The organism is Enterocloster sp. HCN-30185, assembly GCF_037890305.1.
Classification (GTDB): Bacteria; Bacillota; Clostridia; order Lachnospirales; family Lachnospiraceae; genus Enterocloster.
Window position 1 is genome coordinate 12624 of record NZ_JBBKBT010000010.1, and the last position, 26544, is coordinate 39167.

Genomic DNA, 26544 nt, shown 5'->3' on the forward strand with positions numbered 1-26544 from the left:
AAGGCAACATGAGTGAAGATGTAGGATATAAGCAGGTCTTAACCCGAAAAGACTTATTTGGAATTGCAGTAGGCATGATTATCGGAGCCGGCGTTATGACATTAACCGGTATCGGGATTGATAGAACGGGACGCTCCGTATTTATCTCTTATCTGATCGCTACCTTTTTTGCGCTGTTTTTCGCGGTTCCCAGTATTTTAAGTTCCAGTATCGCCCGTTTTAAAGGCGGAAATTATACGGTATGGTCCATGTTTGTAGGAGAAAAATGGGCTGGCGCATGGATTATCATCTACTTCCTGGGCGAGATGGGAATCTGTATGTATGCTCTGTCCTTTGCAGAGTATTTCCAGGCACTGTTCCCCTCATCTAATCCCAGAATCGTCGCCATGGCGATTGCGACACTGTTTTTTGTTGTAAACTTTTTTGGAATCAACATTATGGCAAAGGTGGAAAATTTCCTGACCGTTGCCCTGGTAGGAGCAATCCTTTTATTTATCGTCTGCGGTATGCCTCATGTGGATTTTGCAAATTACTTTAAAAATCCGGGCTTTACAACTCACGGAGTAGTAGGAATCTTTGCAGGCGGAGCATTTTTAAACTATGCAGTTCTTGGTGCTTCTGAATTAATTTCATTCTCCGGTGAATGTAAGAATCCCAAGAAGGATATTCCTACAACCATTATCATTTCTACCGCATTTGTAGCTATGATGTTTTCACTGCTTTCCATTGTAGCTTCCGGCGTACTTCCCATTGAGGAGGTAGCAGGTCAGCCTCTTACTCTGGTAGCAAAAGAGATCTTTAACAAACCACTGTTCCTGTTCTTTATTGTGGCAGGCGCGCTGGGAGCTACCGCTACTACGTTAAACGTTACGGTTGCATATATCACAAAGCCTCTGGTACAGGCTTCAAGAGACGGATGGTTCCCAAGGTCTATGGGCGAGCTGCATCCAAAGTACCGTACTCCCCATAAATGGCTGTTTGTATGGTATCTGCTGACAATCGTGCCGCTGGCTCTGGATCTGAGTGTAAACCAGATTGCTGACCTGGTAATGTTTATTACATATCTGCGTTCTATCGTATATGCTATTGGCTATCTGAGAATGCCGAAGATGCTTCCGGATCTGTGGGCAAAATCCATGTTCCATATGCCGGACTGGGCATACAGACTGTTAATGTATTCCTGTGCAGGCGTTGCAGCATTCCAGCTGATCTCCAATGCAATGGCAGCAGATATTAAGATGATTATTATCAATATTGTTGTGCTGGCAGGCGCAATCATCTTCTCACTGGTACGTTATCACAGCGGCAAGGTGAAGATGGAAATCTCTTATGAAGAGGCATAAGAGGGACGGAAGGAAATTATATATAATAGGATTAAAAAAGGATAACGGAAAAATCATTTAGTAAGGGAAGCAGCTTCGGCATCACGGCGCCGGGCTGCTTTTCTGTTAAGTCATAAGTCGGTAAAAAATGATGTGCATCCATTGAGTTTGAAAGGTGTATTTCACTATGAGTTTGTATTTATGTCAGAAAATTTTCCATTTTAAAATAAACCTTCAAACTGAGTGATTGATTTTATCTTATAACAGTTTGAAGGTTTATTTTATATTTATGATAGATCTTTTTGGGAGCTTTTAGGATCGTTAAGTCCAAAGGCCTCAGATAAATGGGCAATTTTTAACGCGCCTGTGATGCCGTCCTTCCAGCTTACGTCTGCCCGGATGATATCAGCGGCCCTCTGGGCGATTACCTGAGCGACTCCCCAGTGGCAGCCTCCGGTGGTCTCTGTGGCGGCAATAGGAATATCCAGAGCCCTACACAGCTCGGAATACTTATAAAGCTCAAAATCACGGAAGGGTTCTTCAAACCACTTATAGTTCAGTTTTCCAGCTGCCGTCCTACCCGGATTGCTTCATCCAGCGTGTAGTCGTCTACAGGGTCTGTCATCAGGATAAAATCATCTTCCACGGCCTCCCGGACTGCAGCGTGAACCTTCATATCAAATTCTACAGGTCTTGCGGGATGAGCCTTATAGCCTTTGATGCCTTTGCTCTTGTAATAAAGGGCTTCGTCTACATAATCCTGTACAGTAGGCAGGAAATTGCTGCTGGCATAGACAGGGGGCTTATCCCTGTAGGCTCCGATATATTAAAATAGCCCTGTTTAATTATTTTGTTTATTCCTTCAATAACGGTTTCATATGGAACATATGTAAAAAGTAATTTTCCTGTAATGATTTCATAATCTGTTCGATATACAGCACTTTCAAGAATTTCTGTTAAAATGTGATTGATACATATATCTTGCTTTGCTGAAGGACAGATAGATAGTGGCTCCCGAAGTTTTCGGACTTCCTGTATCAGTTTGGACAATGATGTATCTGGCGATATATACTCCAATATCTTATATATATCATACAGATGGCGCGAATGCCGTTCTGTTTTCCCTGTCATATAATAATCGCAAATGGCAAATACTTTATCAACCAGTGTCCGTTCGATTGCCTGCGTTGTTATTTCAAATGGCATAAGATTAAATTCTTCTGCCAGATTTATCTGGTCGGTAAGTTTTAGAAAACGATAAATATAGTTATCGGTCATCCTCTGAACCGTTGGAAAAGGAAGCAGTGCGATATATGTTTCAATGACCAGCTGTGTTTTCAGTTCCAGGGACGGTGAATAGAGGCTTGGATAGCTGACCCGATAACAGTTATAACTGCGTCGGCTCCGTGTCTCTTCAAGATTCTCGATTGGAAACTGCAACGCATCCATAGAGGAAACAATAGACCTTTTGAACTGTCTTTCCTGCTTTCCCCGGGGACTCCCTCAGAGGCGGCATAAGAAATATCAATATCTTCGGAAAAACGTTCTAAAATTTGGTAGCATTTGGTCAAAGATGTGCCGCCTTTAAATACCATTCCATTGATACGGGCAGATAATTCCCGCAATGCAAGTGTTACATAGTAATCTTTTTCTATAATGCCTGAAGGTATGTGTAATTCATGTGAGGCCGCAGTTACAAGTTCCGTAAAAGCCTCACGATCAAGATGTAAATTCATAAATAATTCCCCATTTAATCAAATTTTTTGCTGTTGTACCTGTAATGGCTGGCAGTGAGTTCATAAGACTTTCTCTGGTATAACGTTGATTTCTTACATAACGTTTCAATATTTCTCCCGTTTTCTGTTCTGGATATTCCGAATATAATTTAGCCTGAGAAACAATATCCAAAAGCTGTAGCAATCCTGCATTCTCAGAAGTAATTTCGATAGATGGACGTTTCAAGCGAACCTTCTGCGAACCTACTGTAACGATACGTCCCTTGGTGGATTCTCTGGATGTTACAATTTCCAGTACAGTGGGCATTTGCGTTGTCAGACCAATCTGGTTTGCAAAAGTGGCGCCAGAAAAATATCCATAGGTTTCTCCGGCATTTTTTATATATTTTCGTATAATAACTTTCATTGGATCTAAATAGCTTTTTTTCAGGATACGGGATGCCTTGGGAAGATAATAAACCCCGGTATCAAACCGAATAATATCCCCTGACTGAACCATTCTCTTGAAGTATTGCCGCAGAGCATTATCGCTGATACCTTCTAACTGAATTTCACTGATAAAAATAGGCTCATTATATCCATAGGCTTTTTCAAGGTATTCTTTCAGCATACAAATATCCACTCCTTTCACCTCCATGATACTATTTTTATACCATATAAGTTAATAAATATGTCAAAATATAGTTTGGATGATTTGAAAAGGATTTATTCATAGGCGGTGAAAAAGGTATGTCAAACCGGAGAATAGATATAGAAAATGTATGTATACATATATAAAATAATAGTGTATACATACAAAATAAACAATAATCTATTGACATTGCATAAACTATGTACTAATATAAAACTACAAATAAAAGGGAGTGGGCTGTTTTTGTGAGAAACAGCTGCATTCCGGAACAATGTGTGAAACAGGAGGAAGAAAATGAAAAAGGAATTGATGAAGCGTGTGGCAGCAGCAGGTCTGGCAGTATCTATGGTTGCAGGGCTTACAGCCTGCGGACCTACAGGAAAGCCTGAAGAGACCAAGAAGGAAGAGACAAAGGCTGAGGGCGGAGAGACTGCCGCAGCTGCCGATAAGGAAGAGGCCGCAGCTTCTGACGGAGAAGTTACTCTGCGTTTCAGCTGGTGGGGAGGCGATGCCAGACATAAGGCTACAGAGGCAGCATGTCAGGCATTTATGGAAAAATATCCTAATATCAAGGTAGAGTGCGAGTACGGAGCCTGGGACGGATGGGCTGAGAAGGTAGCTACCCAGCTCAGCGGCGGTACAGCACCTGATCTGATGCAGGTTAACTGGAACTGGCTGTATCAGTTCTCCAGCGACGGTTCTAAATTCGTAGATCTGACCCAGTTCGCAGATGTAATCAATATGGAAAACTATCCGGCAAATCTTCTGGAGCAGTGTGTAGTAGGCGGCAAGCAGCAGGCGATTCCGATCGGTACTACAGGAAAGTGCTTCTACTGGAATAAAACCACCTTTGACAAAGCCGGTATTGCCCTTCCTACAAGCTGGGATGAGCTGATTGCAGCAGGAACCACATTTAAGGAGAAATTAGGCGATGAGTACTATCCTCTGGCTATGTATGAATATGAGAGAATGCTTCTGATGATGTATTATCTGGAAGGAAAATACGGAAAAGAATGGGCAGAGAACAATACCTTAAATTATTCTCTTGAGGAAGTAAAGGAAGGTCTTGAATTTATTAATTCCTTAGAGGATGCACATGTTCTTCCAAGCATTGCTCAGTTAAAGGGCGACGGCGCTACAGTTCTGGAGAAGAATCCGGGTTGGATCAACGGACAGTATGCCGGCTTCTATGAGTGGGATTCTGCTCAGGAGAAATTTGCTAACTCCCTGGAAGGCGATCAGGAGTTTGTACTTGGTGAGTTCCTTAAGGGCGGAGAGTATGAGGCAGGACTTACAAAGATTTCTTCCTGCTTTGCAATTACAGAAACCTCTGAGCACAAAAAAGAGGCTGCTATGCTGTTAGATTTCCTTATCAATGATCCAAAGGGTATTGAGCTTATGGGCACAGAGCGCGGTATGCTGGCTAACACTTATGCAAATGAAGTTCTGTTAGGTCTTGGCAAGCTGGAAGGCCTTACCTATGAGGGCAATCAGGCAGTTATGAAGGTTGCAAACTTTGCACTTGATCCAAACTTTGAGAATTCCGCATTAAAGGATTCTACAGGTATCTACTATGAGGTATTTGAGGGACTCAGCAGCGGACAGGATGTAGAGATGCTGGCACAGTATCTGATTGACAGTATCAATGAAGTTTATGCAAGCAATCCATATTAAGCTTGGAAAGGCAGTAATCATGGAAAACAGAGAAATAATAAATGCTTATATAGATAAGTGGATTGAAGATTATAATTCCAGACAGCGTGCTGTCTGGAATTATGAAGATGGCTGTGTTATGTTAGGAGCCCAGTATCTGTATGAAGCCACCGGAGATGAAAAGTACATCAACTGCATCCGGACATTTATGGATCGGTATATACAGGAGGATGGAACCATCCGCTACTATGTCCCTGAGGATTACAATCTGGACAAGGTAAACAACGGGCGGGTGCTGTATTTCCTTTATGACAAAACAGGGGAAGAAAAGTATAAAACTGCGCTGGACCATATCAGAGGACAGCTGGAAACACATCCCCGTACAGACTGCGGAAGCTTCTGGCATAAGCAGATCTATCCGTATCAGATCTGGCTGGACGGATTATATATGGGGCAGCCTCTTTATCTGGAATACGAAAAGAGATTTAACGGCGGAGAGCGCTACAATGATATTACAGGCCAGTTTTTAAACGCCAGAAAATATCTGTTTGATGAAGAGAAAAAACTGTATTACCACGCATATGACGAGAAGCGCCAGATGATCTGGGCAGACAAAACAACAGGCTGCTCCCACAATTTCTGGCTGCGCTCCATTGGATGGTATCTGATGGCGCTGATTGACTGCTGCGGCCTGATTCCCGAGGAGAGCTTTGAACATCTGAGTACATATAAGCGGCTGTTTAAAGAAGCTCTGGCAGGAATTATGCAGTATCAGGATGAAAAAACAAAGCTGTTTTATCAGCTGGTAGATATGCCTGAGCTGGAAGGCAATTATCTGGAAACGTCTGGATCCGCTATGATTGCATATGCGATTTTAAAGGGTTGCCGTCTGGGTATTTTACAGGAAGAAAAATGGCGCAGGAGAGGCGAAGAGATCTTTGACGGCCTGGAAAGAGAAAAGTTACAGAAGGATGAAGATGGATGGCATCTGACGGGCATCTGTCTGGTGGCTGGATTAGGCCCCAAGGATGAGCGGGATGGAAGCGTAGAATACTATCTTTCCGAACCGGTGGTTTCAGATGAAGAGAAGGGCGTAGGAGTTTTCATGATGGCCTACGGCGAATATCTGAAGCTGGAAAAACAGGATGAAGCATAGAATGGAGAATGCCTTATGCAGAAAAAGACAAAAAAAATGACCCGTGCATCCAGACAGAACATAGGATATGCATATATTGCTATCTGGATCATCGGTTTTCTCGTTTTTAAATTTTATCCGTTTATGTCCTCTCTTTTCTATAGCTTTACGAACTATAATCTGTTCAAGGAATCTGTAGAAAATATAGGATTTGCAAATTATGAGAAGATTGTCGATACGGCAAAATACTTAAAGTCCTATATTGTAACCTTTAAGTATGCCTTTATGACAGTACCCTTAAAACTGCTGTTTGCGCTGTTTATCGCATATCTTCTCAACTTTAAGATCAAGGGAATTAACCTTTTCCGTACAGCGTATTATATCCCGTCTATTCTGGGAGGTTCAGTTGCGATTGCTGTTTTATGGCAGTTCCTTTTCCAGAATGAAGGTCTGGTTAACACTATCATCGGCCTGTTTGGAGTAAAGCCTGTTAACTGGCTGGGAAGCCCGGATTATGCACTGTTTGTAATCTGCCTTCTCCGTGTATGGCAGTTTGGATCAGCTATGGTTATTTTCCTGGCTGCATTAAAGGGCGTTCCGCAGGATCTGTATGAAGCGGCGTCCATTGACGGAGCAGGAAAATTTACACAGTTTTTAAAGATTACCATTCCGCTGATTACACCGGTTATTTTCTACAATCTGGTTACTCAGCTGTGTCAGGCATTCCAGGAGTTTAATGGACCGTTTATGATTACCAAGGGAGGCCCCTTAGGTTCTACAACCCTGATTTCCATCCTGATCTATCAGAATGCATTTAAGACATATGATATGGGACTTGCCAGTGCTATGGCATGGCTGCTGTTCTTTATTGTTGCAGTGCTGACGGCAGTTTCGTTTATCAGTCAGAAGCATTGGGTGTATTATGGTGATGAAGAAAGGTAGGAATTAAAATGACCAGACAACAAAAATACAAAATTCAGACCATAGCACGCTACATAATTCTGATTGCAGTGGGGCTTGTAATGATCTACCCCATGATATGGATGGTAGGAGCTTCCTTTAAAGCAACCAATGCGGAGATTTTTGGCTCCATCGGTTTTATTCCGAAGGAGTTTACGCTGGACGGCTATAAAAACGGCTGGTTCGCCAGTACCTATCAGTTTGGCAGATATATGGTCAATACCTATAAATTTGTTATACCAAAGGTAATAGGAACCGTTGTTTCCTCAGCCATTGCAGCATATGGTTTTTCACGGTTTCAGTTTAAGGCCCGGGGCTTTTGGTTTGCACTGATGCTTTCCACGCTGTTTCTGCCTCAGGTAGTGTTAAATGTGCCTCAGTTCTTATTGTTTACAAAATGGGGCTGGGTGGATTCCTACCTGCCTTTAGTTGTGCCGAGCTTTTTTGCCTGTGATACCTACTTTGTATTTATGCTGGTTCAGTTCATGAGAGGAATTTCAAGAGAGCTGGAGGAGGCTGCGGAGATTGACGGCTGCAATTCCTTTAAGCGTTTCATCTACGTAGTGCTTCCCATGGTTCAGCCTTCACTGGTATCCTGCGCGCTGTTCCAGTTTATGTGGTCCTCCAATGACTTCATGGGTCCGTTAATTTACTTAAATTCTACAAAGAAATTTACAGCTTCTCTGGGCCTGCGTATGATCATGGATACGGAAAGCGGATTTGACTGGAATAAGACGCTGGCATTATCTGTTATTACACTGATTCCATCCCTGGTTATATTCTTCCTGGCGCAGGATCAGTTTGTGGAAGGTATTGCAGCCGGAGGAGTAAAGGGTTAAAGACGCGAATTGTAAGAAAGGACGCAACATGAAATTTCAGATTATATTTCAGACATCCAGAAAGGTCACGATTGAATTTTTGGATTTTGGAATTTATTTTACAGAAAAGAAGTACCGTCTGTTGTTAAATGGAAAAGAAATTCTTACTTCCGATCGGGTAGTTCAGACCATTTCCGGTCTGACGCCTGATACGGAATATGAGCTTACTGCTGTGGCAGATGGGGAAGCAGAAGAGACGGTTCGTTTTAAGACAGATTATGAATTTGTAACCCTGAATGTACGCCGTTTCGGAGCGAGAGGCGATGGAAAGCATGATGATACAGTTGCTATTCAGGCGGCGGTGTCATCCTGTCCGGAGCACGGAAGAGTGTATATTCCCAAAGGAGTTTATAAAGTATCCAGTATCTTTCTGAAGAGCCATATGACACTGGATATTGGGGAAGGAGCAGTGATTTCTGCTTATACGGAACGGGAGAAATTTCCCATTTTACCGGGACTGATTGAGAGCTATGATGAGACGGATGAATATAATCTGGGAACATGGGAGGGAAATCCTCTGGATATGTTCGGATCTATTCTTACGGGTATTCATGTTTCAGATGTGGTAATTACCGGAGAAGGAACTCTGGATGGAAATGCCAGCTATGAAAACTGGTGGAAGGGGGAGGGCCGTGAAAAAATCGGAGGAGCCTTCCGCCCAAGAATGATTTTTTTGAATCACTGTGAAAATGTTACTGTTCAGGGACTGACTGTTCAGAACAGTCCAGCCTGGAACCTTCACCCATATTTTTCCAATCATACGAGGTGGATTGATTTGAAGGTACTCAATCCCAAGCAGTCCCCGAATACGGATGGAATGGACCCTGAATCAGTAGACGGTCTGGAAGTAGTAGGCGTATATTTCTCCTTAGGTGACGACTGTATTGCCATGAAGTCCGGTAAGTTCTATATGGGACATAAATATAAGGTTTCATCAAGAAATGTTGATATTCGACAGTGCTATATGAGACATGGACACGGAGCGGTAACTCTGGGCAGCGAAATTGCTGCCGGGGTGAGACATTTGTCCTGTAAGAAGTGTATTTTCGAAGATACGGACCGCGGATTGCGCGTAAAGACCAGAAGAGGCCGTGGAGAAGATTCTGTAGTTGAGGATATTCTGTTTGAAGATATTAAGATGGATGGAGTTTTAACACCCTTTGTAGTAAATTCCTACTACTGGTGCTGTGATCCTGACGGACATTCTACCTATGTAAGCACAAAGGAACCGCTTCCGGTTGATGAACGGACGCCCAGAATAAAAGAACTGGCCTTCCGCAACATTGAAGCTCATAATTGTCATGTGGCAGGAACCTTTATATATGGACTTCCGGAAGCCAAAATAGAAAAAGTGACAATGGAAAACATAGAGATTGATTTTGCGGAAAATCCAACGCCGGAGTATCCCGCAATGATGGCTGAGGTTGAACCCTGTACAAACCGAGGCGTGTTTATCAATAATGTAAAGGAACTCACCTTAAAGAATGTAAAGGTTCACGGCACAGCAGGAGAACCCTTTGAAATTGAAAATGTAGATTGTGTGGAAAAGGAGTAAACGATGGAGTTAGCGATAACAAGTACCAGCATGAAGCTGAGAGATCAGGCCCCGGTGGTTTTTCGGGGTGAAGATAACTGGTGCTTTGAACAGATCCGTAAAATAGGGTATGATGGCGTAGAGCTTCATATCCATGATTCCTCTCAGCTTGACAGGAAGCAGTTAAAGGAGGAATTGGATCAGTTTGGCCTGAGTTTGACTTCGATTGGAACAGGATCTGCCTATGGAAAAGACAGGGTGTTTTTATCCAGCGACGATGCGGCTGTAAGACAGGCTGCAATTGAACGTATTAAGGGACATATCCTTACGGCATCTGATTATCCTCATGCTGTGGTGATTATCGGGCTGATTAAGGGAAAGGTATCAGACTGCGAAAGCAGAGAAAGCTATTTTTCCAATTTAATTTCAGCCTTGCAGGAATGTGCAGAAGAAGCGGGAAAATATCAGGTATACCTTGGGCTTGAGGTTATCAACAGGTATGAAAGCGATGTGATTAATACCGTAGAGGAAGGGCTTGAGCTTCTGGAACTGGTTGGGTCTCCATGGCTGCAGCTGCATCTGGATACATACCATATGAATATTGAAGAGAGTGATATTAAAAAATCAATTCAATCAGCTAAGGGGAAAATCTGTCATGTACACGTTGCAGATAATGACCGTTGGTTTGTAGGACATGGGCACTATGATTTCGCCGAAACATTAGGTGCTTTGAAGGAAATAGGGTATACCGGAGCTGTCAGTGTAGAATCCTTCGGTTTTCCGGATATGATCAGTTCTGCCAGGGCATCTTATGAAAATATGAGACATATTATGGATCAGTTATAAAGAAAAGCTGCAGTGGGAACCATCAAATATGGAAACTCTTCAGCTTTTTCTATCCGATTTTCAGATTTTGTGATAGAATAGAAAAATGCAATGGATAGTTATTGAACGTGGGGGGGGGGTGAATCAAGTGGAGAAAACAGTGTTGTTAGTGGATCAGGCATATGAAGACATTAAAAATATGATTTGTAATTTTGAGTTGATACCGGGCCAGATCGTATCAGATTTTACATTAAGTAAAAAACTGGGAATGAGCAGAACGCCGATCCGTCAGGCGCTGCAGAAGCTTGAAGGCGATGATTTGATTGTAGATGCAGGTGCGGGGAAGAGCTATCAGGTCAGTCCTATTACAGAAGATGGAATTATTGATCTTTTTGATGCAAGAGAAGGAATTGAGGTTGCAGCTGTACGTATTGCTCTTGAAAAAGGGATTGATGAAACAAGGCTGATAGAACTGGAGCGTATTAACCGGAATATGGAGGATGCCAATATTGCCGGAAGGATTAAAGAAAATTTTGAAGCAGACCAGCAATTCCATGATTATCTTGTAAATCTTTCGCGGAATAAAAAGCTGATACGTTTTCATGAAAGCCTGCTCCTTCAGTGCCGTCGGGTAAGGATGATTTCCTATCTGGAACGAAAATATCAGGATAAGGCATACAGGGACCATCAAATGATTTTAGAGGGTCTTAAGTCAGGAGACAGCAGACTGGCTCAGCAGGCGCTGGCTGAGCATATAGAAACAGCAAGGCTGGATTATCTGAGAGTTATGAAGGAGAAGAATATAACAGAAGATTTTGGGATGCTTCGCTTTTTCCGCTGAAAAATACCTCAAGCAGCAGATGCTTGGGGTATTTTTAATTTCCACAAGACAAACCCCCGGTAAAGGTGGTATGATAATACCAAAAGAACTAATCAGAAGAAAGCAGGTGAAAGGTGTGAAGATTGCGGTAATCGGCTATAGCGGCGCGGGAAAATCCACATTAGCCAAAAAGCTGGGAAAATTATTCCGGTGTCCGGTTCTGCATCTGGACCGGATTCAGTTTGAACCGGGATGGAAGGAACGGGACCGGGAGACAGCCAGGAGGATGGCAGAAGATTTTCTGGATGAAAACGAAAATAGAGGCTGGATCATTGACGGAAATTATACGGGGTTCAGTCAGGAGCGCCGGTTAAGGGAAGCGGATCTGATTATTTTTATGAATTATCCCAGATGGATCTGTCTGTGGCAGGCGCTGATACGCTCCCATGTTTATAAAGGAAAAACCAGAGAAGATATGGGAGACGGCTGCGTTGAAAAAATGGACTGGGAATTCGTATGGTGGATTCTTCACAAGGGGCGCAGCAGAAAGAAGAAGCGCCAGTACCGCAGTATCGCGGAACGCTATCAGGAAAAGACTCTGGTGGTAAAAAACCGGCGTCAGCTCCGCAGTGTGATGATTCAGGTGGTGGAACGGAGAAAGGATCGGCTCAGTACGGGAGGAAGGACCATATGAGAGAAGAAGACCTTCTGATTAACCGTTTAAAGCACTATGGAAAAACAGGGATATATCCCTTTCACATGCCGGGCCATAAGAGACTGAAATGGGGAGAGGAAGCGGATGGAAGGGCCTTTTATCAGGGAATGGAATTTCCAAACCCCTTTGAGGTAGATATTACAGAAATTGACGGCTTTGACAATCTTCACCATCCGGAGGGAATTTTAAAGGAATCTATGGAGTGGGCTGCCGGGCTGTATGGAGCAGACCGTACCCGGTATCTGGTAAATGGAAGTACATCGGGGCTTTTGGCGGCTGTATGCGGCTGTGTGCATTGGGGAGAACGGATTCTGATCGGGCGTAATTGCCATAAGGCAGTATATAATGGGATTTACCTTCACCATTTACAGGTTTCATACGTTTATCCACAGTCCACAAAGGAATGGGGGATACAGGGAGGAATTTTGCCGGAGGATGTGGAAAAGTCCCTGAAGGAGCAGCCTGATATACGGGCGGTTCTCATCGTGTCGCCTACTTATGATGGAATTGTGTCAGATGTGGGTGAAATTGCAAAAATAGTCCATCGGGCCGGACTTCCTCTGATTGTGGATGAAGCTCACGGGGCTCATTTCAGATACAGTGAAATATTTCCGCAGTCTGCTCTGGAGCTTGGGGCAGATGTAGTGATACAGAGCGTACATAAGACCCTTCCCAGCCTGACCCAGACGGCTGTGCTTCATATGAAATGCAATGGACCGGATGGAAGCGCCTATATGGATATGGAAGCTGTGGAACGGTACCTGCATATAGTTCAGAGCAGCAGTCCGTCTTATGTGTTAATGGCATCTATTGAAAATGGTATATTTCAGATGGAGCAGCTGCGCAGGAAGGATGGTATGAGGAAGTTTGCAGACAGCCTTTTGGAGATGAGAGAAAGCCTGTCTGCTATGAAGAACCTGCGTCTGGTGGGAAGGGAATTAAAAGGCCGGTATGGAATTTTTGATCTGGACCCTTCTAAAGTTGTGATATCTACCCGGTATGCGTCCTTTGACGGGGAGGGGCTGTCGGAGCTTCTGCGGAAACAGTACCATCTGGAAATGGAAATGTGCGGGGCAGATTATGTGACAGCTATAACGGCTGTTGGAGACAGTAAAGCAGGACTTGAACGGCTGAGAGCTGCCCTTCTTGCTATTGATAAGGAAGGCTTCCCTTCCGGGAAAATGGAATTACAGGGCCGGGAAGGGGCCGGCTCTGACTGCGTCTATGCCATAGAGGCAAAGACCCGGTGCTCCATCCGGGAGGCCATTGATGGAAAAACTGCGAGAATACCTCTCAGGGAAAGCGCAGGGAAAATATCCGGGGAATTTGTCTATATCTATCCGCCGGGTATCCCTCTGATTGCTCCGGGGGAATGTATAACGGAGCAGCTTCTGGAGGTGATTCTGGATTATATCAGGAAGGGGCTTCCGGTACAGGGGCTGTCGGATCAGACGCTGGAGACAATACTTGTATCAGAACAGGCCATTTAGACAGAATATTTAACAGGAAGAACAGGAAAATGGGATATATTTTTTATGTCATGGGAAAAAGTGCTGCCGGTAAAGACACGATTTACAAGGAGCTGGTGCGCCGGTTTCCTGAATACGGCACAGTGCGTATGTACACCACCCGGCCCATCAGGGACGGGGAACAGGAGGGTGTGGAGTATTATTTTACAGATGAAGCACGTTTAAAGAAGCTGGAGAGTCAGGGCAAGGTGATTGAGTGCAGAACCTATGATACAGTGTTTGGACCATGGAGTTACTTTACCGCTGACGATGGCCAGATCGATCTGAAACAGGGAAATTATCTTATGATAGGAACACTGGATTCTTATGAAAAGATGGTAAATTATTACGGAAATGAAGTTATGATTCCTCTTTATATCTATGTGGATGATGGGACGCGCCTTCAGAGGGCACTGGATCGGGAAAAAACGCAGAATACGCCTAAATATGCGGAGATGTGCCGGAGATTTCTGGCAGATGAGAAGGACTTTTCAAAAGAACGCCTGGCAGCGTGCGGGATTGACAGAGGGTATGAAAACAATGATTTCAATACCTGTATTCAGCTTATTTTAAAAGATATAGAAGCGAAAGGAGATAAATAAAAATGAAAAAAATTGGTTTTATCGGTGTGGGAATTATGGGAAAATCCATGGTGCGGAATCTGAGAAAGGCAGGATATGAGGTTGCCATTTATACCCGTACAAAGGCTAAGGCTGAGGATGTGATTGCAGAGGGTGCAGTATGGTGTGATACAGCAGCTGAGTGTGCAAAGGGACGTGACGTAGTGATTACCATTGTGGGCTATCCAAAGGATGTGGAAGAGGTTTATTTTGGTGACAATGGAATCATTGCAAATGCTGATCCGGGAACCTATGTGATTGATATGACAACCACGAGCCCCAGACTGGCTGTGCGTATCTGGGAAGAGGCAGAAAAAGCAGGGCTTCATGCAGTAGATGCCCCTGTAACAGGAGGAGATACCGGTGCCAAAGCAGGTACATTGACGATCCTGGCTGGTGGTAAGAAAGAGGATTTTGACGCCTGTGTGCCTGTTTTTGAGGCTATGGGAAAGAATATTAATTACGAGGGAAAGGCAGGAAACGGACAGCATACCAAGATGTGCAATCAGATTGCAATTGCAGGTGCTCTGGCAGGAGCCTGTGAGGCAATGGTTTATGCAAAGAATACGGGGCTGGATGTAGATACCATGCTGAAATCTATTTCTACCGGTGCAGCAGGCAGTGCCCAGATGAATAATGTGGCTTCTAAGGCAGCAAAAGATGACTATGCCCCCGGCTTTTTCCTGAAACATTTTATCAAAGATATGGGAATTGCAGATGAAGAGGCATTAGCTGTAGATACCCGTCTGGGAGTTTTGGAGGATGTGCTGGGAATGGCGAAAAAGCTGGAATCAGAGGGTATGGGAGATCTTGGAACTCAGGCGTTGATTAAGTATTATAAGTGGTGAGTTATGAGATTAGATGAAACTGTTATTGTTTTAAATCGCCTGTTGCCAAGTAGGCGGATAAAAAGTAAAATTTTGTTCATCTCCAGTCGTAGTTATGCGGCTGGAGATATTTTTGTGTTTTAAGAGAATTATTGATGTTATGTTCTTCGTATTTTATCGTCGAATTAATCCTGCGTATTGTTCTCTCAAATTCTGAAGTTTCTTCGCTTTTTCCAATCCGCCCCCAAGGGATTGGCTGGCTTTCATAATCAACAAATCGATCAATAGTAAGGGGGTTGCTACTGAGTGATAGTCATTTGGTTCCCCACGGAAGCTGTACAATGTTAAATTGGCGTTAGATAAATGTTCTTCGGCCAGTAAATCTGTAAACAGAATGGTTTGGTATCCGGCTTTTTCGCTATAGGATAAAAGAATCTGTACTTCTGTCAGAAGGCGTGAGTATCCAAACAGTAAAACCAGATCGCCCTGTTTCAAATTTACCATAGCATCATAAAGCTGAGAGCCTCCTGGAAGAGGAATCAAGAGAATACCCAGACGCAGCAGACGGTACTGTAAAATGTTTCCTAAACCTTTTGATACATCGGGTGCAAAAATATAGACCTGCCGTGATGAGATTAAAAGCTTTACAGCTTCATCCACCTGTTCCGGTTTCACTACTTGAAATGTCTTTTCAAGCTGAAAGGACAAACGCTCCAGAAGTAAATCAGGTGAAATTCCACATTCTTTCCACTGGCTTAGAGCTGCATTCATCCGGCTGTAAGGGGTAGACTCCTGTTTTTCATATAAATTGTGCTTTAAGTCTTTTAGATTTCGAAATCCAATTTTAGACCAGAATCTGGAAATAGTAGCTGTACTGATGTTCAGCCTTCGTGAGAGGTCTTCTGCAGTAATAGCCGGAAGTTCTTGCTCATGCTCCAGCAGATATCCAAAAATCTTATGATCCGATTTGGACAATCTTTCTTTATATTCTTCATAAATCTTTTCCAACATAGTCGATGAACCTCCTTTTTGTTTAATATATTAGAGTTTTGTCAAAAATGCAATATAAATTTCAATAAAATAAAAACGAAATTTATTTACTCAATTTTTACCTTTTCATGGTAGGAGTCTTTACATTTTACCTGTTATAATAGCCTCATCAAATGACAGGAAGTAATCGGAATGGCTAACATTTATCTTAGTTCCACTCTCCTGTGGAACGGCTCTATGGAAGAAATTTTTGATATGGTTTTTCAATCTGGTTTAGATGGGATTGAATTGTGGAGTCAACAATTTTTCTATCGGAAGTTTGACATCGATGAATTTGAAAAGCTGGCTGCTCTGTATCCTTTAAAGAACTGCATTCACAGCCAGAGCTGGGATTTAAATATTTCATCTGTGAATGATGGCATCAGGAAACAGTCCGTTACTGAGGTGAAAAAATCGGTTGAACTTGCTTATCAGCTGGGACTGGATGAAGTCACAGTTCATCCAGGACATTGTACTATTTCAGGAATAGGGGTATCTTACGGAGCTTATCTTAAGGAATCATTGAGGGAAATTCTGGAATATGCGCAGAAATGGAAGATAGACGTGTCGTTGGAGATTATGGAGAAAATACCCAGAGAATTTGTTACCACTATGGATGCAATGAAGGAGGTATGCGGCGATATGTTTGACCAGTTTGTTTATACCCTGGATGTAGCTCACTGTGACAGTGAAGAAGAGATTTTAAGTATTCTTCAGAATTATCGTCCTCAGATTTCCAAAATTCATATCAGTAATCGCAAAGGTTCCAGATTTCATACACCTCTTAATGAGGGGGATTATGATATGAAAAAGCTTCTTCCTAAGCTGGCGCATTATAACCTTCCTATGGTTATAGAAGGTTTGGACAGCAGTGGGGACTTTTCTATAGCAAAACAGAATATTCAGTTTATACAACACATCTTTAATGGAGGTAAGTTAGAATGAAAAAGAGATTTGCAGCAGTATTAACAGCAGGACTGGCAGTATCTTCACTGGTGGGATGCCAGAATAATTATTCGGAAACTACCGCGTCAGCTTCGGAGCAGATTGCGGATAACTCATCGGAAGCTGTTTTAGAAGAAACTTCAAAAAAAGTATCAGAAGACTTATCCGGTTCTATTACTCTTTATACTTCACAGCCGGAGGAAGACATTCAGGTCATGATTGACGGATTCAATAAAAAATGGCCTGATATTCAGGTGGATGTGTTCCGTTCTGGTACTGAGGAAGTAGTCAGCAAGGTGTTGGCGGAGAAGGAGGCAGGGGATGTTTTGGCAGATGTTCTTTTGGTGGCGGACAATGTTACTTTTGAGACACTAAAGGAGCAGGATCTTCTGAGCGCTTACGAGTCTCCTGAACTGGAGGGTATTCCGGAAATTTATATTGACAAGGATCACATGTATGTGGGAACAAAGGTAATTACTACTGGAATTGTCTACAATACTGAGTTAACCGAAAATATTCCTGCAGGCTTTAAAGATCTGACAAATGAGGCTTACAAGGATGACCTGATCATGCCAAGCCCCCTCTATTCCGGAGCTGCTGCCTACAACCTGGGGGTTCTTACCAGAACCGAAGGACTGGGATGGGATTATTATCAGACATTAAAGGATAATGGAGTCGTTGTGGGAAAAGGAAATGGATCCGTTCAGAACGCAGTGGTTGCAGGAGAACAGGCCTGTGGACTTTTAGCAGACTATATGGCCATCCGTTCAAAGAATGACGGGGCTCCTGTAGAATTCGTATACCCGGCTGAAGGCTCTCCTGCCGTTACCGAACCGATTGGAATTGTAAAGGGAACGGATAGTGAGGATCTGGCCAAAGCATTTGTGGATTTTGTACTCTCCGAGGAGGGTCAGGCTCTGACCGCTGAGATTGGCTATACTCCCATAAAGAGCGGAGTTGAAGTTCCTGAAGGATTTAAGCGTATCGATGAGATCACACCTCTTACCTGGGATACGAAGGAACTGTATCAGAACCGTGAAGCAGATAAAGAACAGTTCAGCCAGATGTTTCAGTAAATAACAGGAGATCTATATGGAAACGATACGTAAAACAGGGGCGTCCATTGCCAGGATAGCCGTCTATCTGCTGGCAGCCCTGGTGTTTCTTCTTCCTTTGATCCGTCTCCTGCTCATGGGAGTTACCGTGGAGAATGGATATGGACTGGATAATTTTGCCGGACTTTTATCTCAGGAGCGTACCAGAAAAGCTATTGTTAATACAATTATTATTGCTGTGAGTTCCACCGCTCTGGCCGCTGGCTGTGGCAGCGGACTGGCATTTCTCACCGCCTATTGTAATATAAAACGTAAGGGCGTTATTGAATTCCTGGTTTTGCTTCCTTTTATTATTCCATCGTACATCATTACCCTTTCCTGGAGCAGCTTTTTCAGCTCCAGAGGGGCGTTCAATGGATTTTTGACTTCTATCGGACTTCCGGGTGTGGATATTTACACCATGGGAGGAATCATTCTGGTACTGGGATTCTGTAATATTCCTATTGTGTATGTTAATGTTGTTCATATGCTGAGAAAAATTCCCAGAGATATGGAATGGGCAGCCAGAGCCTGCGGTTATTCCCAGAGACAGGCTATACTGAAAATTAATCTGGTATCCGCTGCTCCGGCAATTGCGGCAGGAAGCGTACTGGCTTTTTTATCTGCCATTGATAATTTTTCTGTACCTGCTTTTCTGGGAATTTCTTCTGGAATTCCGGTTTTAAGTACCTATATTTACGAGAATGCCATTGGATTTGGTCCAAATGCGTTTCCGCTGGCAGCGGCTCTGTCCATGATCCTGTCGGTTATCGCTGCAGCAGGTACTATGCTGGAGGGATTTTTTGTAAAACGCGGTGCATCCATGGACAGCATTAAAGAAGACTATTCGGTGCGGATACATTTAAAAAATCCACTGCGTTTATGTTTAGAATGGGGAACGCTGGTGCTTCTTTTGATTTTGAACATTATTCCCATGGCTGCCATGACAGCATCTTCTTTTTTGAAAGCTTATGGACTGGATTTTGTTCCTGAAAATCTGACTTTAAAAAATTTTGCCTTTGTGTTTCATAACAGAGGAGTGATCTCCGCGATTCATACCAGTCTGACTTTGGCAGTGGTAACTACGCTTGTATGTATTGTGGCAGGTACGGCTATCGCTTATGGGAAACTCAGAAAAAAAAGCCGGGCGGCAGCTTTACTGGAAAAATGTGCTTCTCTGACGTATGCTATTCCCGGCATTGTTCTTGCTTTGTCTATGATTTTTCACTGGGTTGAACCTATTCCGGGGGTATATCCTGGAATTTATGGCACCATTAATATTCTGGTGGTTGCTTATATTACCCGCTATCTGGTTCTGCAGATCAAGGGAAGTACCATCGCCCTTCTTTCTGTAGAACCTGCCATAGAGGAGGCCTGCGCTGCTTCAGGAAGAGGATTTTGGATCAAATGGATAAAGATTCTTATTCCGCTTGTTGCCGGTCCGATCCTGTCCGGTGCGTTTATGATTTTTGTTCCGGCTTTCACAGAGCTGACTTTGTCATCCATGCTGGCTTCTGCAGGAACTAAAACGATCGGTCTGACTATTTTTAACTATCAGCAGGGCGGCGACTATAATCTTGCGGCAGCTATGTCCGTTCTGATTACAATTTTGGTGGTAGCAGGATACTGTCTGCTTAACCGCGATCATTTAACATCTGTTAAACAGGAGGAAAACGGTTATGAGCCTACATATACAGCAGGTTACAAAAACATTCAGCAAAACCCAGGCCCTCAAGGAAATTAATCTGGATATCAGAGATTCGGAATTTGTTGCTATTTTGGGTCCATCTGGCTGTGGAAAAACTACCCTTCTTCGTATTGTTGGAGGCTTTATAGAGCCTACAAGCGGTATTGTACGCCTTAACGATCAAATCTATTCTGGACAGGGACACATGGTTCCTGTAGAAAAAAGGGATTTGGGAATGGTATTTCAATCGTTTGCTCTGTGGCCGCATATGACGGTACGTCAGCATATAGAATTTCCATTAAAAAGCCCGCGTCATTCAGGCATGAGTTCAGAGGAAAAGAAAGCCGCAATAGAACAGGCTGTCAGCTGTACTGGACTGAAACCCTACGAAAACCGTCTCCCTGGGGAACTTTCCGGAGGTCAGCGTCAAAGGGTTGCCCTGGCACGGGCCATTGTGGGGAAACCTTCAATCCTTCTGATGGATGAACCACTGAGCGCCTTAGATGCAGAACTTAAAATTGATATGCGTCGGGAAATTCAGAATATCCATAAGCTTACGGGAGCTACAATTCTGTATGTGACCCATGACCAGAGCGAGGCGTTGGCTATGGCAGACAGGATCATTATCATGAAGGATGGAGCGGTGGAGCAAATCGGCACGCCAAGGGAGATTTACAGGGATCCGCAAACAGTTTTTGCCGCTACTTTTGTCAGTCGCTGTAATCTGTTAAAAGGTTCATGGTGTGGAGATTCCTTCCATGTTAAAGATGAAAATATTTTGCTGCGAAATCCTATGATTCCGATGGAATTTCGTAATAAGGGACTTTATCCGATTCGCCCGGAACAGCTGACTATTCAGCCGGAAGGAAATGGAATTCAGGGAATCATTGTCAATAAGCAGTATAACGGAAGAGAAATTCATTATTCTGTTCAGCATCGGGATGAAGTCCTCACCATATATGCAGGCTGTCAGGCGGAATATAATCCCGGAGATCACATATCATTCACATTAAGCGCATAGACGAGGAACTTGAAATGAATATTTATTTTGATATGCACACGCATACTGTGGCCAGCGGGCACGCCTTCAGCACCTTTAAGGAAAATGTAGAGGAGGCGGCAGGTAAAGGGCTTTTCGCTCTTGGAATGTCCGATCATGCGCCCGCCATGCCTGGCTCGGCTCCTTCTATTTATTTTAGCAATTTTAAATGCTTTCGTCAGGAAGTAATGGGAGTACGGATTTTTACCGGTGTAGAAGCTAATATTATGGATTTTAATGGAAATCTGGATCTGGACGAGACGGTTCTCAGGAAGATGGACTATGTAATTGCCAGTCTCCACATACCCTGTATCAAGCCTGGAACTCCAAAAGAGAACACGGACGCTTTAATTGGAGCAATGAAGAATCCGTATGTTAAAATAATCGGTCATCCTGATGACGACAGATATCCACTGGAATATGACCGTCTGATTCCGGCAGCATTGGAACATAAGGTAGCTTTGGAAGTCAATAATTCCTCTTTCAATCCGCGGTCTGGACGGCAAAATGCGTATAAAAACGTAATGAAATGGCTTTCTATTGCCAAAGAATACCGTCTTCCTGTTATATTGGGAAGCGATGCCCACATTTACTATGATGTAGGGGATTTGACAGAAGCGGTTAAAATGCTGGAAGCGGCAGGATATCCTCAGGAACTGGTGTTGAATTCCAGTAAAGACGGGATTTACTATATATTAAATGAAGGGCGGTAGAGCCCTTCATTTTTCATGCATCTTAAGCGGCATCAGCAGATGCTCCATCATAAGCTGGTATGCTCTGGGACCGTCTCCGTTCCGAAGAGCGTGCAGATAATTTCGGTGTTCTTCCATCGTTCCCTGAATACGGCCTTCCACAGCCAGGGCATCCTGAGACGTGAGCCGGATCAGATAGAGAAGGCGCTGGAAAATCTGATTGAACTCATCGTTTTCCATATATCCCACCAGCAGAAGATGAAACTGGTGATCAGAATCAATAAAGTGTTCCAGCTGAACTCCGTTTTCCAGGGACTCTTCCATATCAGAAAGAGTCTGTTCCAGACTGTGCAGCAGCTGTCGTCCCTTTTCTGTATCAATTTGTGAAGCGACCATATTGGTGCAGAAGCCTTCAATGGCACAGCGAATCTCAATACTGTCCTTCATGTCCTTATCGTTGAGCTGTCGGATCATAAAACCTTTGCTGGGAATAACTGTAATATATCCATCCTGGCTCAGGCACTGGAGCGCTTCTCTGACAGGCGTACGGGATATGCCGATCTGTGCAGAGAGCTTGGTTTCGGAGTAAAGGCGGTTTGGTTCCATTTCGCCTGATAAAATGCTGCTTTTTATAGTATCATATGCCTGCTGCTGCAGGAAGCTTTTCTCTTTCATAATAAAAATTCACCTGACTCAAAATCATTTTATAGGCTAATCTTAAGTCAAAGACAGATTGATGTCAAGGAGATCCCATGTTACCGCAGGAGCAGGAAGATGAATAAGAAAATATGCATAAAACATCTGTATAAATGTTGTATATTTTGACATAATATCTAATCTTGACATCCTATTTATTTGCCGGTATACTGGTATACAGAAGGGTGGAAGAGCGGAAATGCCAGTCTGCCTGTAGAAACAGAGGTACTGTTTAACAGTGATCTAAATTAAAGGAGGAAAATAAAATGTGTGTTTATGAAATGGGAAATTTAAGAGTGATTGATCTGTCCAAGATTCTGGACCCGGCTACTGAGACAAGAAGATGCCATCTTTTCCGTTTTAATACAGGAGGCCCGATTCCGGATTTCCATACCCATATGGACCTGATGAGCCATCTGGGAACGCACTGCGAGTGTCCTTATCATCATGATGATAACTGGCCGTCTGCTGCTGATCTGCCGTTAACTACATTCCTGGGCAGAGCAGTATATGTTGATTTTAAGGATACTGTGGCAAAGAGAGGCCATATTACAGCAGCTGATTTAGATCGTGAAGCAGGTAAGGTAAAAGAAGGAGATATCGTGATCATCGATTCTTCTTATAAGCTGGCTCCATTTACTCCGGATACCAATACTGACAAGGATGAGCGTCTCTTAGTGGGTGCAGAAAGTGCACAGTGGTTTAAGGATCATAAGGTAAAGGCTGTAGGCTTCGGTGATGGCGTTTCTATTGAAAACTGTAACGAGGATGTAAAGCCGTTCCACGATATCCTTATGGCTGAGAATATCGTATTTTTGGAAGTATTAAAGAATCTGGAGCAGTTAAAGAAGGATGTATTCTTCATGAGCTATTCTCCACTTCCGATCAAGGGACTGGATTCCAGCCCTGTACGTGCATATGCAATTGAGGGACTGGCTGAGTTTTCATAAGTAAAGGAAGAAATACAGTGCTGTCTGTGAAAACAGACATAAGAATGGAGATATTATGAGAATTGCCGTAATTGGTGCGGGAGCTATGGGATCTATTTATGGAGGCCATCTTTCGCAGCATAATGAAGTTATTTTGGTAGATACCAATCAGCAGGTAGTAGAGCAGATTAATAAAAATGGTCTTCTGGTTGATGAAAACGGAACTTCTGTCTCCTATCAGCCCAAGGCTCTTTGTGATACATCAGAAGAAAAGCCTGTTGATCTGGTGATCCTCTTTGTAAAGGCATTATTTTCCAGAGCAGCTCTGGAAAACAATTCGGCTCTTATCGGTCCGGATACCCGCCTGATGACCCTTCAGAATGGAGCTGGTCACGAGGATCTGCTGAAAGAGTTTGTAAGTGAAGACCGGGTGATTATTGGAACGACAGAGGATAACGGTGCTGTTTTAGGTCTGGGTCATGTGCGCAGAGGCGGAACAGGTGTTACCAATGTGGGAATGCTGACAGAGGATCGGGATGGATTTTTGACCCGTCTGAAAGAAAATTTTGACAGCTGCGGCTTTGAGGTTCGGATTCATGAAAATATTCAGTATCTGATCTGGGATAAGCTGTTTACCAATGTGTCTTTGAGTGCTCTGACAGGTGTTCTTCAGGTAGATATGGGGTATATTGCGGCAGATGAATTTGCATGGAAGCTCTGCTGCCAGCTGATTCATGAAACAATTCTTACAGCTGCGGCAGCAGGTCTTGAATTTGATGAAGAAGCTGTAAGGGAAAAGGTAAGAAAAACTTCATTAAATAATCCCCAGGGATGTACGTCTATCCGGGCAGATTTAAGAGATGGAAGACGAACTGAGGTAGATACCATCAGTGGTTCTGTTGTACGGGCTGCTGCTAAATATGGAGTGGACGTGCCGGGACATACCTTTGTAGTAAATCTGGTTCATGCAATGGAAGGCAGAAAGTAATTTGGGGCTGTGTATACAGTCAGGGGGGCAGGCAGCTGCATTTGCAGCTGCCTGCCCCCCTGGATTCTGAATTAAAAGAAGATGAATCTTTTAGATGAAACAGGAGGGCTGTGCATGCCATCAAGAAGATAGTGGTATATCTGATTCATGGTATCAGAGCTTACCCATTCCGGTGTATCCCGATATCCGCCGTGCATGGTAGAGATTACCTCCATTTGTCCGAGGATCATCTCAAATTCCGGAGGACGGCCTAAAAGGCCCTCTCCATAAGAGGCCAGAGCTTTTAAATACTGTATATCCCACAGGGGAACAGCGGCCAGACTCAATACGGGAAGATGAAGTCCTCTGAAAGAGCTGTCATCGCTTTTGGGGAGGTATTTTAAAAGCTGTCCTCTGTAGGATTCAAGAAGCTTTTTCTGACAGAAGGGGCGCATAACCGGCTTTTTTTCATGTCCCTTTCCACAGATGGCAATGGTATCTCCATAGCCGCATACATCCAGATTGATGACACCTGTCAGGGAAGTACGGTCCAGGGAAGAAACGTAAAATTTGCTGCCCATATTACCTGCTTCTTCGCCATCAAAAAAGGCAAAACGGGCCGGAATATGCTCTTTTTTCAGAGTCTGTGACAGCTGGATCAGGATACAGACTGCTGCAGCATTGTCATTAGCTCCAAATGTTCCGGGTACAGCATCGTAGTGAGCACAGAAGAGGAGAGAGGGCTCAGGACTCCAGGGAGTTAAAAGGTAGTTACGTATTCCGCGAGGGTTCTGAATGGACGGTTCCTGTTCCTGAAGGCTAAACTCCAGCCCCTCCTGGATGAGAACATCAAGAAGGGCTTTTTGCCGGTTTTCAGGATCTTTCTGTGCCAGGTGTTTTAAGTGTCGGTCGATGGTCATGAAATAGTCTCCTTGCTGTTATACGCAGGCTTCCACAGGAACCTTTATAACGATTTTACGGATAGGAGCGCTGGCTGTTCCGGTCTGGATTGCAGGAATGTGTACATCCCATGGGAAGTATACAGCGTAGGTACCTATATCTAAAGAGATACGGCCTTCCGGTACAGCAGGGTTATTGTGATAGAAGAGGATATCACGAGGGGTATCTAGCAAATCTTCATCTATCTGGCTTGTACCGTTATCCCAGTAAAATCCGGCTTCTTCCGGTCCGCCGGAGGCAAGGAACTGTACGTCTATATTTTTGCGGTGAATTTCCGGACGAAGTGTTTCTCTTGGAGCGGTAGTCAGATCCAGAACCTGTAAAATAACAGGGACACCTTCAAAATCCAGATCAAATCTTCCTGGTTCGTGATTGGCCAGGTCGTTATCCTTTAAAAAGCGGATTGCGTTCTGCAGTGGTCTGGGAAGGATTGCCAGTTCCTGTTCAAAGTGTTTGCTGTTGATGTTTCCGTAGATCATAATGATACCTCCTAATGGTAAATGTTTTTGATGGATATTGAAAGGCAGTAAGTCGTGTGCAGAATTACTGCATAGCAGTCAGACCTCCGTCTACGCAGAGAATCTGTCCGGTTACAAAAGAGGCGGCGTCGCTGCACAGATAAAGGGCAGCAGAAGCAATATCCTGCTCTTTGCCGATTCTTCCAAGGGGAATACGTTCGGTTAATGTTTTGTAAAATACCGGATCATCCAGCTGGAATGCATTAATGGGAGTGTATACAAAAGTGGGAGCAATGGCGTTGCAGGTGATGCCGTATTTTCCCCATTCACAGGCCAGCTGGCGGGTATACATATTGACAGCGCCTTTACTTGTACAGTAGGCAATGTAGTCCTGCTTTGTTCCGATCAAGCTTTTTACAGAGGAAAGATTCAGAATCCGTCCCTGTTTTTGAGGGATCATAAACCGTTTTCCTACTTCACGGGTAATCCGGTGGAGAGAGGCGATGTTTATATCCATAACCGTCTGGAAGGTCTGGTCGTCATATTCCTCAGCAGGGATCAGACGGTTGATTCCGGCACTGTTTACAAGGATATCTACAGTGCCGAAGGTGTGTTCTATGGAGTTGAGCATCTGGTTTGTGCTTTCTGCATCAGTCAGATCGCAGGAGAGGGATAAAAATGGACGATCCAGGCTTTTAGCCAGTTCTTCTATGGGAGCCGCTTTTTCCGGACGGGTACCGCAGACAGCGACCTGAGCGCCCTGCTGAAGAAATGCTCTGGCAATCGCACTTCCCAAACCGCCGGTTCCTCCGGTGATCAGTGCTGTTTTTCCTTTGAGAGAAAATAATGCATGATAGTCAGTCATAATGTGATACCGCCTTTCT

27 protein-coding genes and 1 pseudogene are annotated in these 26544 nt (G+C 43.8%); 19 read left to right on the forward strand and 9 right to left on the reverse strand.

All coding sequences use genetic code 11. The features are described from left to right. The first annotated feature begins 8 nt into the window (after positions 1-8). Positions 9-1343 (forward strand): APC family permease, encoded by a 1335-nt coding sequence (locus WKT10_RS11080; protein ID WP_177275071.1) that lies wholly within the window; start codon positions 9-11, stop codon positions 1341-1343. 299 nt (positions 1344-1642) lie between these two features. Here the strand turns inward: WKT10_RS11080 and WKT10_RS11085 are convergent. The 4 genes and pseudogenes from WKT10_RS11085 to WKT10_RS11100 all read right to left on the reverse strand — a co-directional run. After that, positions 1643-2148: pseudogene (locus WKT10_RS11085) on the reverse strand (enolase C-terminal domain-like protein); the annotation flags it as partial. Continuing rightward, on the reverse strand, positions 2073-2771 hold the full coding sequence (locus WKT10_RS16055; protein WP_445293014.1) for a nucleotidyl transferase AbiEii/AbiGii toxin family protein: 699 nt from the start codon (positions 2769-2771) through the stop codon (positions 2073-2075). The gene WKT10_RS16055 and the pseudogene WKT10_RS11085, both read right to left, overlap by 76 nt. After that, on the reverse strand, positions 2660-3058 hold the full coding sequence (locus tag WKT10_RS11095) for a nucleotidyl transferase AbiEii/AbiGii toxin family protein (protein WP_340277219.1): 399 nt from the start codon (positions 3056-3058) through the stop codon (positions 2660-2662). Before WKT10_RS11095 ends, WKT10_RS16055 begins: the two co-directional genes overlap by 112 nt. Continuing rightward, positions 3042-3668: a DUF6088 family protein gene (locus tag WKT10_RS11100; protein ID WP_340277220.1), complete on the reverse strand. Its 627-nt coding sequence runs from the start codon at positions 3666-3668 to the stop codon at positions 3042-3044. The genes WKT10_RS11095 and WKT10_RS11100 overlap by 17 nt, the downstream gene beginning before the upstream one ends. Positions 3669-3983: 315 nt before the next feature. Here WKT10_RS11100 and WKT10_RS11105 point away from each other — a divergent pair, with 315 nt between their 5' ends. From WKT10_RS11105 to WKT10_RS11155, 11 genes are all read left to right on the forward strand, one after another. Continuing rightward, positions 3984-5363: an ABC transporter substrate-binding protein gene (locus WKT10_RS11105; RefSeq protein ID WP_340277221.1), complete on the forward strand. Its 1380-nt coding sequence runs from the start codon at positions 3984-3986 to the stop codon at positions 5361-5363. A 19-nt stretch (positions 5364-5382) separates the two neighbouring features. Continuing rightward, positions 5383-6498, forward strand: coding sequence for a glycoside hydrolase family 88/105 protein (locus WKT10_RS11110; RefSeq protein WP_340277222.1), 1116 nt, complete (start codon positions 5383-5385; stop codon positions 6496-6498). 15 nt (positions 6499-6513) lie between these two features. Further along, complete coding sequence (locus WKT10_RS11115) at positions 6514-7419, forward strand: carbohydrate ABC transporter permease (RefSeq protein ID WP_340277223.1); 906 nt, start codon at positions 6514-6516, stop codon at positions 7417-7419. Positions 7420-7427: 8 nt separating this feature from the next. Beyond that, a complete protein-coding gene (locus WKT10_RS11120; protein WP_340277224.1) occupies positions 7428-8276 on the forward strand; it encodes a carbohydrate ABC transporter permease in 849 nt (282 codons plus the stop codon). A gap of 28 nt (positions 8277-8304) precedes the next feature. After that, entirely contained in the window at positions 8305-9870 is a 1566-nt protein-coding gene (locus tag WKT10_RS11125) for a glycoside hydrolase family 28 protein (RefSeq protein WP_021870778.1), read from the forward strand. Positions 9871-9873: 3 nt separating this feature from the next. Continuing rightward, positions 9874-10695, forward strand: a complete 822-nt coding sequence (locus tag WKT10_RS11130; protein ID WP_340277226.1) for a TIM barrel protein — start codon at positions 9874-9876, stop codon at positions 10693-10695. A gap of 127 nt (positions 10696-10822) precedes the next feature. Continuing rightward, entirely contained in the window at positions 10823-11515 is a 693-nt protein-coding gene (locus tag WKT10_RS11135; RefSeq protein WP_340277227.1) for a GntR family transcriptional regulator, read from the forward strand. A 115-nt stretch (positions 11516-11630) separates the two neighbouring features. Further along, positions 11631-12188 carry a DNA topology modulation protein FlaR gene (locus tag WKT10_RS11140; RefSeq protein ID WP_178276368.1) on the forward strand — a complete coding sequence of 186 codons (558 nt, stop codon included), beginning with the start codon at positions 11631-11633 and terminating at the stop codon, positions 12186-12188. Then, positions 12185-13699, forward strand: a complete 1515-nt coding sequence (locus WKT10_RS11145) for an aminotransferase class I/II-fold pyridoxal phosphate-dependent enzyme (protein ID WP_178276367.1) — start codon at positions 12185-12187, stop codon at positions 13697-13699. The genes WKT10_RS11140 and WKT10_RS11145 overlap by 4 nt, the downstream gene beginning before the upstream one ends. Before the next feature lie 29 nt (positions 13700-13728). Beyond that, on the forward strand, positions 13729-14319 hold the full coding sequence (locus WKT10_RS11150; RefSeq protein WP_066543108.1) for a guanylate kinase: 591 nt from the start codon (positions 13729-13731) through the stop codon (positions 14317-14319). A 2-nt stretch (positions 14320-14321) separates the two neighbouring features. Continuing rightward, positions 14322-15185, forward strand: coding sequence for an NAD(P)-dependent oxidoreductase (locus tag WKT10_RS11155; RefSeq protein WP_337434591.1), 864 nt, complete (start codon positions 14322-14324; stop codon positions 15183-15185). A gap of 153 nt (positions 15186-15338) precedes the next feature. On the opposite strand, the gene WKT10_RS11160 is transcribed toward WKT10_RS11155, so the two are convergent. Beyond that, positions 15339-16175 (reverse strand): MurR/RpiR family transcriptional regulator, encoded by an 837-nt coding sequence (locus WKT10_RS11160; protein ID WP_178276365.1) that lies wholly within the window; start codon positions 16173-16175, stop codon positions 15339-15341. Positions 16176-16391: 216 nt separating this feature from the next. Between WKT10_RS11160 and WKT10_RS11165 the strand changes: the two genes are divergently transcribed. From WKT10_RS11165 to WKT10_RS11185, 5 genes are read left to right on the forward strand one after another with little or no spacing between them, the layout of a single operon-like run. Then, positions 16392-17138, forward strand: coding sequence for a sugar phosphate isomerase/epimerase family protein (locus WKT10_RS11165; RefSeq protein WP_340277228.1), 747 nt, complete (start codon positions 16392-16394; stop codon positions 17136-17138). Then, on the forward strand, positions 17135-18214 hold the full coding sequence (locus tag WKT10_RS11170) for an ABC transporter substrate-binding protein (RefSeq protein ID WP_066543100.1): 1080 nt from the start codon (positions 17135-17137) through the stop codon (positions 18212-18214). The genes WKT10_RS11165 and WKT10_RS11170 overlap by 4 nt, the downstream gene beginning before the upstream one ends. A 16-nt stretch (positions 18215-18230) precedes the next feature. Continuing rightward, on the forward strand, positions 18231-19976 hold the full coding sequence (locus tag WKT10_RS11175; protein WP_207653707.1) for an ABC transporter permease: 1746 nt from the start codon (positions 18231-18233) through the stop codon (positions 19974-19976). Then, on the forward strand, positions 19912-20940 hold the full coding sequence (locus tag WKT10_RS11180; protein ID WP_066543098.1) for an ABC transporter ATP-binding protein: 1029 nt from the start codon (positions 19912-19914) through the stop codon (positions 20938-20940). Before WKT10_RS11175 ends, WKT10_RS11180 begins: the two co-directional genes overlap by 65 nt. 14 nt (positions 20941-20954) lie before the next feature. Beyond that, complete coding sequence (locus WKT10_RS11185) at positions 20955-21671, forward strand: phosphatase (protein ID WP_066543096.1); 717 nt, start codon at positions 20955-20957, stop codon at positions 21669-21671. A gap of 6 nt (positions 21672-21677) precedes the next feature. Here WKT10_RS11185 and WKT10_RS11190 read toward each other — a convergent pair whose 3' ends face one another. Next, positions 21678-22325, reverse strand: coding sequence for a GntR family transcriptional regulator (locus WKT10_RS11190; protein WP_066543094.1), 648 nt, complete (start codon positions 22323-22325; stop codon positions 21678-21680). A 287-nt stretch (positions 22326-22612) separates the two neighbouring features. Here WKT10_RS11190 and WKT10_RS11195 point away from each other — a divergent pair, with 287 nt between their 5' ends. Both WKT10_RS11195 and WKT10_RS11200 read left to right on the forward strand, forming a co-directional pair. Continuing rightward, entirely contained in the window at positions 22613-23296 is a 684-nt protein-coding gene (locus WKT10_RS11195) for a cyclase family protein (RefSeq protein ID WP_066543092.1), read from the forward strand. Between the two features lie 55 nt (positions 23297-23351). Beyond that, entirely contained in the window at positions 23352-24263 is a 912-nt protein-coding gene (locus tag WKT10_RS11200; RefSeq protein WP_066543090.1) for a ketopantoate reductase family protein, read from the forward strand. A 71-nt stretch (positions 24264-24334) separates the two neighbouring features. On the opposite strand, the gene WKT10_RS11205 is transcribed toward WKT10_RS11200, so the two are convergent. The 3 genes from WKT10_RS11205 to WKT10_RS11215 all read right to left on the reverse strand — a co-directional run bounded on the left by WKT10_RS11205 (position 24335) and on the right by WKT10_RS11215 (position 26525). Then, entirely contained in the window at positions 24335-25162 is an 828-nt protein-coding gene (locus WKT10_RS11205) for a M28 family peptidase (protein WP_340277233.1), read from the reverse strand. Positions 25163-25180: 18 nt separating this feature from the next. Further along, positions 25181-25681: a YhcH/YjgK/YiaL family protein gene (locus WKT10_RS11210; protein ID WP_066543086.1), complete on the reverse strand. Its 501-nt coding sequence runs from the start codon at positions 25679-25681 to the stop codon at positions 25181-25183. A 64-nt stretch (positions 25682-25745) separates the two neighbouring features. Further along, complete coding sequence (locus tag WKT10_RS11215; RefSeq protein WP_340277236.1) at positions 25746-26525, reverse strand: SDR family NAD(P)-dependent oxidoreductase; 780 nt, start codon at positions 26523-26525, stop codon at positions 25746-25748. Between the last annotated feature and the right edge of the window lie 19 nt (positions 26526-26544).